Raw genomic sequence first — 12,371 nt, forward strand, 5'->3', positions numbered from 1 at the left:
CGAGGGGAATCACCATGCCGCACAACAACATGAACATGCCGATGCACCGCCCGGAGGTGCTGACCCGCCCCAAGCTCGAGGGTGGGCGGCGTTTCGAGATGAAGACCCCGTTCAAGCCGGCGGGCGATCAGCCGACGGCCATCGCCGAGCTGGCCTCGGGCGTGCGGGCGGGCGAGCAGAACCAGGTGCTGCTGGGTGCCACGGGCACCGGCAAGACCTTCACCATGGCCAAGATCATCGAAGAGACCCAGCGCCCGGCGATCATCCTGGCCCCGAACAAGACGCTGGCGGCGCAGCTTTATGGCGAGTTCAAGGGCTTCTTCCCCGAGAACGCCGTGGAATATTTCGTGTCCTACTACGACTACTACCAGCCCGAGGCCTATGTCCCGCGCTCGGACACCTATATCGAGAAGGAATCGCAGATCAACGAGCAGATCGACCGGATGCGCCACTCGGCCACCCGGGCGCTGCTGGAACGCGACGACGTGATCATCGTGGCCTCGGTCTCCTGCATCTACGGCATCGGCTCGGTCGAGACCTATTCGGCCATGACGCAGGATCTGATCGTGGGGCAGAACTACGACCAGCGGCAGGTGATCGCCGAACTGGTGGCGCAGCAATACCGGCGCAACGATCAGGGCTTCCAGCGCGGCAGCTTCCGCGTGCGGGGCGATTCGCTCGAGGTCTGGCCCGCCCACCTCGAAGACCGGGCTTGGCGCTTCTCGTTCTTCGGCGAAGAGCTGGAGAGCATCGTGGAGTTCGATCCGCTGACCGGCGCCAAGACCGACAGCTTCAAGCAGATCCGCATCTATGCGAATTCGCACTACGTCACGCCGCGCCCGACGATGCAGCAGGCGGTGCAGGGCATCAAGAAGGAGCTGCGCCAGCGGCTCGACCAGCTGGTGGCCGAGGGCAAGCTGCTGGAAGCGCAGCGGCTGGAGCAGCGCACCAATTTCGACATCGAGATGCTGGAGGCCACCGGCGTCTGCAACGGGATCGAGAACTACTCGCGCTACCTGACGGGGCGGGCTCCGGGCGAGCCGCCGCCGACGCTGTTCGAGTTCATCCCCGACAATGCCATCGTCTTCGCCGACGAAAGCCACGTCACCGTGCCGCAGATCGGCGGCATGTACCGCGGCGACTACCGGCGCAAGTTCACACTGGCCGAGCACGGCTTCCGCCTGCCCTCCTGCATGGACAACCGCCCCCTCAAGTTCGAGGAATGGGACGCGATGCGCCCTCAGTCGGTCTTCGTCTCAGCCACCCCCGCGGCATGGGAGCTGGAGCAGGCCGGCGGCGTCTTTGCCGAGCAGGTGATCCGCCCCACGGGCCTTCTCGATCCGATGGTCGAGATCCGCCCGGTCGAGATGCAGGTGGACGACCTCCTGGACGAGATCCGAAAGGTCGCGGCCGCGGGCCTGCGCACGCTGGTCACGGTGCTGACCAAGCGCATGGCCGAGGACCTGACCGAATATCTGCACGAGCAGGGCATCCGGGTGCGCTACATGCACTCCGACATCGACACGATCGAGCGGATCGAGATCCTGCGCGACCTGCGGCTGGGCGCCTTCGACGTGCTGGTGGGGATCAACCTGCTGCGCGAGGGGCTGGATATTCCCGAATGCGGGCTGGTGGCGATCCTCGACGCCGACAAGGAGGGCTTCCTGCGCTCGGAAACCTCGCTGATCCAGACCATCGGCCGCGCGGCGCGGAACGCCGAAGGCCGGGTCATCATGTATGCCGACCGGATCACCGGCAGCATGGAGCGCGCCCTGCGCGAGACCGAGCGGCGGCGCGAAAAGCAGATCGCCTACAACGAGGCGCATGGCATCACGCCGCAGACGGTGAAGAAGAACGTCGAGGACGTGCTGGCGGGCCTCTGGCAGGGCGACACCGACATGAGCCGGGTGACGGCCAAGGTCGAGAAGCCGATGGTGGGCTCGAACCTTGCGGCGCATCTCGACGGGCTGCGCACCGCGATGCGCAAGGCGGCCGAGAACCTCGAGTTCGAAGAGGCGGCGCGGTTGCGCGACGAGATCAAGCGCCTCGAGGCGGTGGAACTGGCTGTCGCCGACGATCCCTTGGCGCGGCAGAGCGCGGTGGAGGACGCCGCCGAGGCCGCGGTGAAAAGCTCGGGCCGCAGCACGGCCGGACGCGCCGGCCAGCGCGGCGGCAACAAGCGCCGCGGGCGCTGACGCCCCGAGTGCCCTTAAGAGACCCTTAACCACGCCGGGCGCAGGCTGGGCCCGTCGGAGGGTCATCCATGCGAACCGCTCTCATGCGCCTTGCCGGGCCGGTGGCATTTGCCGGGGCGCTCCTCTGCGCCGCGGCGCCGGCCGCCTCCGGGCCGTGGGCACGCGAGAAGGGCGGCGTCTTCCTCACCCTCTCGCAACAGCAGGACGGGGCAGGGGACAGCTGGACGGGCCTCTGGGCCGAATACGGGCTTACCGAGCGGATCACGCTGGGCCTCGACGCCGGACGCTCGGCGCAGGGCGACGGCAAGCTGATCCTCTGGGCGCAGAAGGCGTGGGAGCGTGGGCCGCACCGGATCGCAGCCTCGGCCGGGGTCGGCGCAAGCCTTCTGGCGGGCGAGGTCGCGCCGCTGGTTCAGGTTGGCGGCGGCTGGGGCCGCGGGATCACGACCCGCTTCGGCCCCGGCTGGCTGGCCGCCGAGGCCCGCGCCGTCGTGACCGCCCGCGGCGTCACCTTCTCGCAGCAGGTGAACGCGCGGACGGTGGCGACCTACAGCTACCTGTTGCCCGAAACCAGCGCCAAGGCCGAGATCACGTTCGGCCTCAGGCCGCACGACCGGATCATGTGGATCGAGCAGCTCCAGTTCGAGCAGGGGCGCGAAACGGGGTTCGACGCTCGCCTCGCAAGCTCGCTGGTCTATGACCTGAGCACGCCGCTGAAACTGGAACTCGGGGTGATCCTGCCCGTCAGCGGGCGCGCCGATCCGGCCCTCAAGCTCGGGATCTGGCTCGACTTCTGACCCGCCGCCTCAGTCGAACAGGAGCCTCGCGACGAAGAGCACGATCACCGCGCCGATCAGCGCAGCCACCACCATCGCCACGAGACCCGACGCCGCCAGCACCGTCACCCCCAGCGCCACGAGCAGAAGCGGCGCGGCGATCGCGCCCACCAGCCCGATCAACATGTAGCGTCCGCGGTGGCGTCCACCCGCAACCTGGCTCGCGATCCAGCCGGCCGCAAGCCCGACCACCGCCAGCACCACGAGACCCACGACGCCCACTCCTTGCATGAACTCTTCCATCATCTTCTCCCCTGACCGGCAGGGAAACGCGGAAGACCGCAGGCGGGGTCCGCCTGCCCGCAAGAATGATCGCCCGCGCGGTGCAAGCGCGCCCTCGGGCGCCCGAGGCGTCAGGGGCGCCGCGCCGCCCCGTCAGTAGGCCGCGACGACGTCATACATGACCGGCTCGAAGCTGCGGCAGAGCGAGGCGAAGCGGCGGGTGCGCTCGCGCATCTCGGGCGCCCGCAGCATGGCCTGAAAATCCTCGCGCCTGCGCCATTGCGAGTAGTTGGCCACCCGCGTCTGCGCATCGTTCACATGCAGGCTGGCCGAGATGAAGCCGGGCTGGTGGCGGATGAAATCCTCAAGCGCCGCCTGCAACTCGTCCAGCAGGTCGGCGCAGGTGCCGGGCGTCATCTCGAAGGTCGTGATGACGGTCTGGCCGGTGAAGGCCGGGTCGATCTGGGTCATGTCCGCTCTCCTCTGCTCGAGGGAAAGCCTATGCCCGCCCGCCATGTGCCACAAGCGCGGCGAATGGCCCCGCATCGGGCGGGCGCGCGCTCAGACCATGCGGATCACGTCCTTGCCCACGGCCAGCATGTAGCCGCGCCGCGCGATCGTCTTGACCAGCAGTTCGCTCACCATCTGGTTGCCGAGCGCGTCCCGCAGCCGCTTGACCCGCGTCGCCCCCGCCGCTTCGTCGCAGTCGGTCACGCTCTTGCCCGAGATCATCGCCTCGATCTGCGCCCCGGTCAGCACGTCATCGTCCATCCGCGCCTCGGCCAGCACCGAGAGCGTCTCGATTGCGGCCTCGGTCAGGCTGAACTCCATGTCGTTGATATAGACCGACCGGCTCTCGCGCGAGATCATCAGCGAGGCCACCTGAATGCCCGACCGCTGGATCGCCGACATCCGCCGGTTCAGCGCGACGATGGTCACAAGCAGCACCAGCGCCGCCACCAGCAGCGAGGTCGAGAAGACCAGCAGCACGAAAATCACCATGCGGTAGCTGGCCAGCACCTCCGAGAAGGTGGTCCCCGACTGGGCGATGATCTCCAGCAGCCGGATCTCGGGCCCCGAGCGCAGGGCATCCACCTCGACGAACAGGCGCTCGACCCGCGCGTTGAAGGCGTCGGCGTCGGGCAGGTTGAGGAAGAGGAACACGGCCGCGGCCGACAGGATCAGGACGATGGCCGCGATTCCGCCGGCCACGACCCGGTTGCCGGCCTTCAGCGCGTCAGTAGCGGAGGAAGTAGCGTCCTGCACTCGCTTTCCTTTCGTCCAGTCCCTCGGGCCCGAACGTCGAGAGAACGTTCAGGAGCGTCCAGCCCGCCTGTTCGAGGCGCGGCTTCAGAACGCGTGTGGCGGCCTTGCGGTTGCAGGCGCTGTCGGGCACCTGCGCCACGCCGTAATGCAGGCGGAGAGGGCGGTCCTGCTTGGCCTTGTAATCGGCGTAGCAGGCGGCCTCGGCTGGCGCGGCAAGCGCGCCGGCAAGCGCGAGCACGGCCAGCAGGGCGGAAAGTCTCATGGAACTGCTCCGGGTTTCTCTTGGTCCCGATCATGGGGAGCGGGCCGGGGATAATCAATGTCAGAGCCCGATCCCGTCTCTTGTTATCGCCTATCAGGCCGCGGGTCATCGCCTGACAGGAGCCCGCTATTGCTCGGCAAGAGGTGCGGTGCCCAGCCTTGGGGGACGCCGGCGGGATGCCGGTTGCCTTCAGGAGGATACCATGTTCCCCGTCAGATCCCTAACCGCGCCCCTTGTGGCACTGGCGCTGGCGGCGCCGCTGCTGCTCGTGCCCGGCTGCTCCGAGGCACAGCCGGCCGGCCGCACGCCCGTCGTGGTCGTGGACCGCCCCATAGGCCTGCCTCCGGCGCCGCCGATCCGCCACAGGGCGCCGGACGGCTGGGGACGCCCCTACCCGCCGCCGCCGGTCTGCGGCAGCGACCGCCGCCCCGGCGTCCCCTGCGTCCGGGGCATCCAGCGCGCGCCCTCCGCATGGGAGTTGCCCGGAGAATGCCTCTTCCGAAGCCGCGACGGGAGGACGGCCTACGACGCCCGCTGCCTCTACCGGCATGGCTATCGCCGCTGATCCCCCCCTCGGCGGCGTGGGGCAGGCAATCTTCCGCGGCCTCTTTTCCCGCAGGCGTCCTGCGGCTAAAGCTCGGCCATGGAGATTGCCTGCCCCGACTGGAGCCATGAATCCGCGGCCTTCGCCGAAGGCTTCACCTGCATCGTCGGCGTGGACGAGGTGGGCCGCGGCCCGCTGGCGGGCCCTGTGACCGCCGCCGCCGTGCGGCTCTTTCCGGGCCGCATCCCCGAGGGCCTCAACGACAGCAAGAAGCTCACCGCCGCCCGGCGCGAGGCCCTCGCCGCCGAGATCCTCGCCGTGGCCGAAGTGTCGGTGGCTCATGCCTCGGTCGAAGAGATCGACCGGCTCAACATCCTGCAGGCAAGCCATCTGGCCATGGCGCGGGCGCTGGCGGGGCTGCCCTGCCCGCCCGATTTCGCGCTGATCGACGGCCACCTGATTCCGAAGGGCCTCGCCCACCGCTGCCGGGCCCTCGTGAAGGGCGACGCGCTGTGCCTGTCGATCGCGGCGGCCTCGATCGTGGCCAAGGTCGCCCGCGACCGGATCATGGTGGATTTGGAGCAACAGCATCCCGGCTACGGCTGGCGCACCAACGCAGGATACGGCACGCGGGATCATCTTCAGGCTCTTCTAAATCTTGGCCCGACCCCTCACCATAGGCGTTCCTTCAAACCCGTCCACAATATCTTGTATCAAGAGGCTTCCATAAGTCTTTGATTCAAAAAAGAATTTGACGGCGATTCGCCAATGACTCATCCTTTGCCCCCATAGAACGGCGAATAAATGCCGGCGACAGAGGCAGAGAATGGCGACCAAGACGAAGACGACGGAGGCGACGGCGCTTCCGCTGAACCAGATCCTTGCGGGCGATTGCATCGAGGTGATGCGGTCGCTGCCCGAATGTTCCGTGGATCTGATCTTCGCCGATCCGCCCTACAACCTGCAGCTCCGCGGTGACCTGCACCGGCCCGACAACAGCCGGGTGGATGCGGTCGATGACCACTGGGACCAGTTCTCGAGCTTTGCCTCCTACGACCAGTTCACGCGCGAGTGGCTGGCGGCCGCCCGCCGCCTTCTGAAGCCGAACGGGGCGATCTGGGTGATCGGCAGCTACCACAACATCTTCCGCGTGGGCGCCGCGCTGCAGGACCAGGGCTTCTGGATCCTGAACGACGTGGTCTGGCGCAAGTCGAACCCGATGCCGAACTTCAAGGGCAAGCGGCTGACCAACGCGCACGAGACGCTGATCTGGGCCTCGAAGCAGGAGGCCAGCAAGTACACCTTCAACTACGAGGCGCTGAAGGCGCTGAACGAGGGCATCCAGATGCGCTCGGACTGGGTGATCCCGATCTGCACCGGACACGAGCGGCTGAAGGACGAGCATGGCGACAAGGCCCACCCGACCCAGAAGCCCGAGGCGCTCCTGCATCGGGTGATGGTCGCCACCACGAACCCCGGCGACGTGGTGCTTGATCCGTTCTTCGGCACCGGCACGACGGGCGCGGTGGCCAAGATGCTCGGACGCGACTTCATCGGCATCGAGCGCGAGGAAGGCTATCGCAAGGTCGCCGCCGAGCGCCTGTCGCGCGTGCGGCGGTTCGACGCCTCGGCGCTGGAGGTTTCGGGCTCGAAGCGGGCCGAGCCGCGCGTGCCCTTCGGCCAGCTCGTCGAGCGCGGGATGCTGCGTCCGGGCGAAGAGCTTTATTCGATGAACAATCGCCACAAGGCGAAGGTGCGGGCCGACGGCACGCTGATCGGCAACGACGTGAAGGGCTCGATCCATCAGGTCGGCGCCGCGCTGGAAGGCGCGCCCTCCTGCAACGGCTGGACCTACTGGTGCTACAAGCGCGAGGGGAAGATGATCCCCATCGACATCCTGCGCCAGCAGATCCGGGCGGAGATGGAAGACCCCCGCCCGAACTGATCCTCGGACATCCGGTTCCGCCTGTGCCGTCGGTCCTGCGCCACGGCACCACTTCCCTCGCCGTGTCCCCACGGCGAGGTCTTTTCATGTGACGGATCGCCCGGAACGGCGCGCGACCCGCCGACGACCGACCCCCGCCGGATCGCCCGGCGGGGGCCTGCCCGGTCAGATCGCGGGCTCGCTCTTCTGCGTTTCGGGGGCGGCGGCCGCCTCCGCGGCCGGCGCAGCGGCGGCGCGAGGCGCCTCGGCTGGTGGGGCGCTGGCGACAGCGCCGCCCGGGGCGACCGGCTCCGCCGGGGCCGCGGCGGCCGCGGGCTGGCCGCTGTCGAGCGGCGCCCAGTCCGTGACGCCGGGATAGTAGGTCCTCCGCCAGTCGAGCAGGCGCGGGTTCATCTGCCTGCGCCAGACCTTCGGAAAGAGCGCCAGGGCCGCCATATGCAGGAAGCCGTGGGGCAGGTGCGGGGCCTGCTGCTCGGGCAAGGCCTGCAGCAGCGGGTAGCGCCGGTCGGGATGGGCGTGATGGTCCGAATGGCGCTGGAGGTTGATCAGCAGCCGGTTCGAGGCCTTGCAGTCCGAGTTCCAGCTGTGATGCGGCATGACAGGCTCTATCGTGCCGTCCGGCAGGGCCCGGCGGGTCAGGCCGTAATGCCCGACATAGTTCAGCAACTCGAGCTGGCAGACCGCAACGAAGGCCTGCACAAGGAACAGCAGAAGCCCCTGCGCCCCGCCCAGGGCGAGCGCAAGGCCCACCATCACGATCTGCAGCGCCCCATAGACCCAGAACGGGTTCCGCAGCGAATGGAGCGGCCGCCCCACGCGCTTGAGCTGCTCGGCCTCGACCTCCCAGGCGTGCCTGTGCCCTTCGGCCAGGATGCGCTGGAAGTAGCGGTAGAAATCCTCGTCCGGGCGGGCCGTCGCGGGATCCTGCGGCGTGCCGACATGCAGATCATGGACCTTCAGCCGCTCGGTGCGGAAGTGGCTGTAGAGGCCCATGGCGAGAAGGATGTCGCCCAGCCAGCGTTCGAGCCGGCTGTTGCGGTGAACAAGCTCGTGGGCATAGACCATGCCGACAAGTCCGGTCATCACGCCGATGCCGAGGAACAGGCCGATCTTCTCGATCAGGCCAAGATGGGCGGCGTGGCTGACATATCCGATGAGGCCGAAGACCAGCAGGAACTGGATCGGCACCCAGATCATGGTGAGAAGACGGAACCAGAACAGGTCCTTCTCATCCGTCGCGGGATCCTCGTTCGTCGTGTCCTTCTTGAACACGAGATCGAGCAGAGCGAAGAGCCCCCAGCCGAAGAGGGGCAACAGCAGGACCGTCCAGCCGCCATAGGCGGCGCCGATCAGGGCAAGAGGCACCATCGCGAGCGAGATCGCGAAGGGCAGCGCGCGCTTGAGATGCGCGATCGGTGGCGGGTTTGGCGTCACGACGTCAGGAGGAGAAACCATTTCACTACTCCACTTGCTACGGTCGATCCGCGGAGACTAGTCGAGTCGCGCCTCCTCCCTCGGGTGACGGATCGCCGCTGCGGCAACGTTCCATGCCTTTTGCATCACTGTGGGAAGACTGGCGGGGCGGAACCGCTCGTGCGGCACGAAGCTCCCTCGGGCGGGCGCGGCCTCCTGGGGCACCTCGGCCAGCAGCACCGAAAGCCGCAGGTGGAAATGGCTGAAGGTGTGGCGCACCTCGACCCCCGTCGCACGCCAGTCCGCGGAAATCGGCGGATCGGCCGGCCCGCCGCTCCGGTCCCAGTCGGTTCCCGGCCAGCCGAGCATCCCTCCCAGCATCCCCGTCTCGGGCCGCGTCTCGAGAAGCAGCGCCCCATCGGCCCGGACCGCGATCCAGAGCGTGCCTTCGCGGACGGGCTTGGCGGCCTTGGGCGCCTTGCGGGGCAGCTCGGCCTCAAGGCCGCCGCGCCGGGCCACGCAGTCCGGGCCAAGCGGGCAGAGGCTGCAGACCGGCCTCCGCGGCGTGCAGATCGTCGCGCCGAGATCCATCATCGCCTGCGCATGGTCTCCCGGCCGCTCCTGCGGGGTGATCGTGGCGGCCAGACGGGTCAGCGCGGGCTTGGCCGCCGGAAGCGGGGTCTCGACCCGGAAGAGGCGCGCAACCACGCGCTCGACATTGCCATCGACCACGGTCGCGGGCTCGTCGAAGGCGATGGCCGCCACGGCAGCGGCCGTGTAGGGGCCGACGCCCGGCAGCGTCAGCAGGCCGTCGCGCGTGTCGGGGAAACGGCCGCCGTGATCGGCCACCACCGCCCGCGCCCCCCTCAGCAGGTTGCGCGCGCGGGCGTAGTAGCCCAGCCCCGCCCATTCGGCCATGACCTCGGCATCCTCGGCCGCCGCGAGCGCCCCCACATCGGGCCACCGCTCGGTGAAGCGGTGGAAATAGCTCCGCACCGCGGCCACCGTCGTCTGCTGGAGCATGATCTCGGACAGCCAGACCCGGTAGGGATCGGGCCGCACGCCGGCGCGCCGGTCGGCCGGGCCCACGCGCCACGGCATCTCGCGCGCGTGGCGGTCATACCAGCCAAGCAGGCGGGCCGAGATGTCCGCTGCCACCTCCTCCGGGCTTTCCTCGGTGTCACGCAATCTTTATGCTCTCCCCTGCACCGCGGCTCTGGCGCCCCCGGGCGCGGCGCCTAAGATAGGCGCGCGATCAGGAATGAACAGATGACCCGAGCCCCCGCTCCTCCCTCCGCCAAGCAGAACCGCCGGATGCGCGGGTTCGAGGCGGCGTCGGGCCTGCTGCAGGAGCGGATCCGCAAGGCCGGCGAGAAGCGAGGCTTTGCCGTGACGCGGCTTCTCACCCACTGGCCCGAGGTCGCGGGCGAGGATCTGGCCCGCATCACCCGGCCGGTGAAGGTGGGCTACGGCGCCCGCGAGGGCTTTGGCGCGACGCTCACGCTCCTTGTCTCGTCCGCCCATGCGCCGCTCGTGCAGATGCAGCTTCCGACCCTGAAGGAGCGGGTGAACGCCTGCTACGGCTATGCGGCCATCCACCGGATCGTGCTGACGCAGACGGCCCCTTCGGGTTTTGCCGAGGGGCAGGCCCTGTTCGATCCGGCCCCTCCGGCGCCCCGCGCCGCCGATCCGGTCGTCAAGGCGCGCGCGGCCGCGGCCGCCGATGGCGTGCAGGACGAGGGCCTGCGGGCGGCCCTTGAAAGGCTCGCCGAGAATTTCCTATCACGCTCCAAAGCATGAAGAGGCACGGAATGGTCAAGAAACTCGGGCTGGCGGCGCTGGCACTCACCACGGTCGCGGGCTTCGCGCTCTGGAACGGCAGCCGCGAGCCGGCGCAGACGCTGCTGCCGCCGATGGTGGCCTCGGCGCAGGAGGCCGGTTCGTCCGAGACGGCCCCCGTGATCGAGGACATGGTGATGGGCGCCGAGGATGCGCCGGTCACGATCGTCGAATATTCCTCCTTCACCTGCCCGCACTGCGCCACCTTCGAAAAGGAGGTGCTGACGCCGCTCAAGCGCGACTACATCGACACCGGCAAGGTGCGCTTCGTCTATCGCGAGGTCTATTTCGACCGCTACGGCCTGTGGGCCGCGATGGTGGCGCGCTGCGGTGGCGAGATGCGCTACTTCGGCATCGCCGACCTGATCTTTGACCAGCAGCAGGAATGGGTGACGAACGACCCGGCGCAGGTTGCGGAAAACCTCCGCAGGATCGGCAAGACGGCCGGCCTCGACGATGCGGCGCTCGACGCCTGCATGAACGATCAGGCCAAGGCCGAAGCGATGGTCGCCGCCTTCCAGAAGAACACGCAGGCTGACGACATCACCGCGACCCCCTCGCTGATCATCAACGGCACCAAGCATTCGAACATGGGCTACGACGAGCTGCGCAAGATCATCGAGGCGGAGCTGGCCAAGGGATGAGCACGCCCCTTGCCGGCGTCCGGGTCGTGGAACTGGCCCGGATCCTGGCCGGCCCCTGGGCGGGGCAGGTGCTGGCGGACCTTGGCGCGGATGTCGTCAAGGTCGAGGCGCCCGAGGGCGACGACACCCGCCGCTGGGGCCCTCCGTTCATCGAACGCGAGGGCGACCGGTCCGCCGCCTATTTCCACGCCGCGAACCGCGGCAAGCGGTCGGTCACCGCCGACTTCCGCACGGCCGAGGGGCAGCAGACCGTGCGCCGTCTGGTGGCCGGGGCCGACGTCGTGATCGAGAATTTCAAGGTGGGCGGGCTTGCGAAATACGGGCTCGACTGGCCGTCGCTGCGCGAGGTGAACCCGCGCCTCGTCTATTGCTCGATCACGGGCTTCGGGCAGGACGGGCCCTATGCGCACCGGGCCGGCTACGATTTCATCATCCAGGGCATGGCCGGGCTGATGAGCGTGACCGGCGCGGCCGAGGGCCAGCCGCAGAAGGTGGGCGTGGCCGTCACCGACATCTTCACCGGCATCTATGCCACGACGGCGATCCTGGCCGCCCTCCACCAGCGGGCCAGCACAGGGCGCGGGCAGCAGATCGACATGGCGCTGATGGATGTGGCCACCGGCATCATGGCCAATCAGGCGATGAACTATCTTGCGACCGGCACCGCCCCGCGCAAGATGGGCAACGAGCATCCCAACCTCGCGCCCTATGCGGTCTTCGATTGCGCCGATGGCTGGATCATCATTGCAACCGGCAATGACGCGCAATACCGCAGGCTCTGCGGCTTGCTCGGGTTGCCGGGCCTCGCCACGGCGCCGGCCTTCCTGACCAACGCCGACCGGGTGGCGAACCGGGCCGAACTGGCGCGCGCGTTGACAGCTGTCACCTCGGGCAGGAAGAAGGCCGACCTGCTGGCCGCCTGCGAGGCCGAGGGCGTTCCCGCCGGCCCGATCAACGACATGGGCGAGGTGTTCGCCGATCCCCAGATCCTACACCGGGCCATGCGCATCGCGCCCGAGGGGGTGCCGGGCGTGCGCTCGCCCTTCCGCTTCTCGGGGGCGGAGCTGGCGCTCGGCCGCCCGGCCCCGCGGCTTGGCGAGCATCAGGCCGAGGTGCTGGGCACCCCGGCGGAGCAGGACTGACGCGGCGGGGCGCATTGCCTCGCCTGAAATGTTGCCGAAGATGTTGCCGTTGCCTCAGTAGAA

At 68.6% G+C, this 12,371-nt stretch carries 14 protein-coding genes; 8 read left to right on the forward strand and 6 right to left on the reverse strand.

Features of this window, described 5'->3' with window-relative positions; genetic code table 11:
• Window positions 1-14 precede the first annotated feature (14 nt).
• Window positions 15-2,195 (forward strand): excinuclease ABC subunit UvrB, encoded by a 2,181-nt coding sequence (uvrB, locus tag FG154_RS10975; RefSeq protein WP_145107590.1) that lies wholly within the window; start codon window positions 15-17, stop codon window positions 2,193-2,195.
• A gap of 68 nt (window positions 2,196-2,263) precedes the next feature.
• A complete protein-coding gene (locus tag FG154_RS10980; protein ID WP_145107593.1) occupies window positions 2,264-2,992 on the forward strand; it encodes a hypothetical protein in 729 nt (242 codons plus the stop codon).
• Between the two features lie 9 nt (window positions 2,993-3,001).
• Here FG154_RS10980 and FG154_RS10985 read toward each other — a convergent pair whose 3' ends face one another.
• From FG154_RS10985 to FG154_RS11000, 4 genes are all read right to left on the reverse strand, one after another.
• The gene (locus tag FG154_RS10985) at window positions 3,002-3,274 is read right to left on the reverse strand and encodes a GlsB/YeaQ/YmgE family stress response membrane protein (protein WP_145107595.1); all 273 of its coding nucleotides are present in this window, start codon (window positions 3,272-3,274) and stop codon (window positions 3,002-3,004) included.
• A 132-nt stretch (window positions 3,275-3,406) separates the two neighbouring features.
• Complete coding sequence (locus FG154_RS10990) at window positions 3,407-3,724, reverse strand: antibiotic biosynthesis monooxygenase family protein (RefSeq protein WP_145107597.1); 318 nt, start codon at window positions 3,722-3,724, stop codon at window positions 3,407-3,409.
• A gap of 90 nt (window positions 3,725-3,814) precedes the next feature.
• Complete coding sequence (locus FG154_RS10995) at window positions 3,815-4,519, reverse strand: winged helix-turn-helix domain-containing protein (protein ID WP_011909820.1); 705 nt, start codon at window positions 4,517-4,519, stop codon at window positions 3,815-3,817.
• Window positions 4,491-4,781 carry a hypothetical protein gene (locus FG154_RS11000; protein WP_011909819.1) on the reverse strand — a complete coding sequence of 97 codons (291 nt, stop codon included), beginning with the start codon at window positions 4,779-4,781 and terminating at the stop codon, window positions 4,491-4,493. Before FG154_RS11000 ends, FG154_RS10995 begins: the two co-directional genes overlap by 29 nt.
• A gap of 202 nt (window positions 4,782-4,983) precedes the next feature.
• Between FG154_RS11000 and FG154_RS11005 the strand changes: the two genes are divergently transcribed.
• From FG154_RS11005 to FG154_RS11015, 3 genes are all read left to right on the forward strand, one after another.
• A complete protein-coding gene (locus FG154_RS11005) occupies window positions 4,984-5,346 on the forward strand; it encodes a hypothetical protein (protein ID WP_145107599.1) in 363 nt (120 codons plus the stop codon).
• A gap of 78 nt (window positions 5,347-5,424) precedes the next feature.
• Window positions 5,425-6,063, forward strand: a complete 639-nt coding sequence (locus tag FG154_RS11010) for a ribonuclease HII (protein ID WP_145107602.1) — start codon at window positions 5,425-5,427, stop codon at window positions 6,061-6,063.
• Window positions 6,064-6,151: 88 nt separating this feature from the next.
• The gene (locus FG154_RS11015; protein ID WP_145107604.1) at window positions 6,152-7,270 is read left to right on the forward strand and encodes a site-specific DNA-methyltransferase; all 1,119 of its coding nucleotides are present in this window, start codon (window positions 6,152-6,154) and stop codon (window positions 7,268-7,270) included.
• A 165-nt stretch (window positions 7,271-7,435) separates the two neighbouring features.
• On the opposite strand, the gene FG154_RS11020 is transcribed toward FG154_RS11015, so the two are convergent.
• Both FG154_RS11020 and mutY read right to left on the reverse strand, forming a co-directional pair.
• Window positions 7,436-8,725: an alkane 1-monooxygenase gene (locus tag FG154_RS11020; RefSeq protein ID WP_145107606.1), complete on the reverse strand. Its 1,290-nt coding sequence runs from the start codon at window positions 8,723-8,725 to the stop codon at window positions 7,436-7,438.
• A 36-nt stretch (window positions 8,726-8,761) separates the two neighbouring features.
• On the reverse strand, window positions 8,762-9,871 hold the full coding sequence (mutY, locus tag FG154_RS11025; RefSeq protein WP_145107609.1) for an A/G-specific adenine glycosylase: 1,110 nt from the start codon (window positions 9,869-9,871) through the stop codon (window positions 8,762-8,764).
• Window positions 9,872-9,952: 81 nt separating this feature from the next.
• Between mutY and FG154_RS11030 the strand changes: the two genes are divergently transcribed.
• From FG154_RS11030 to FG154_RS11040, 3 genes are read left to right on the forward strand one after another with little or no spacing between them, the layout of a single operon-like run.
• Window positions 9,953-10,483 (forward strand): DUF721 domain-containing protein, encoded by a 531-nt coding sequence (locus FG154_RS11030; protein ID WP_145107612.1) that lies wholly within the window; start codon window positions 9,953-9,955, stop codon window positions 10,481-10,483.
• Window positions 10,484-10,494: 11 nt separating this feature from the next.
• On the forward strand, window positions 10,495-11,166 hold the full coding sequence (locus FG154_RS11035; RefSeq protein WP_186312333.1) for a DsbA family protein: 672 nt from the start codon (window positions 10,495-10,497) through the stop codon (window positions 11,164-11,166).
• Complete coding sequence (locus FG154_RS11040) at window positions 11,163-12,308, forward strand: CaiB/BaiF CoA transferase family protein (protein ID WP_145107616.1); 1,146 nt, start codon at window positions 11,163-11,165, stop codon at window positions 12,306-12,308. The genes FG154_RS11035 and FG154_RS11040 overlap by 4 nt, the downstream gene beginning before the upstream one ends.
• Window positions 12,309-12,371 lie beyond the last annotated feature (63 nt).

Source organism: Cereibacter sediminicola (genome assembly GCF_007668225.1).
Lineage (GTDB): Bacteria > Pseudomonadota > Alphaproteobacteria > Rhodobacterales > Rhodobacteraceae > Cereibacter_A > Cereibacter_A azotoformans.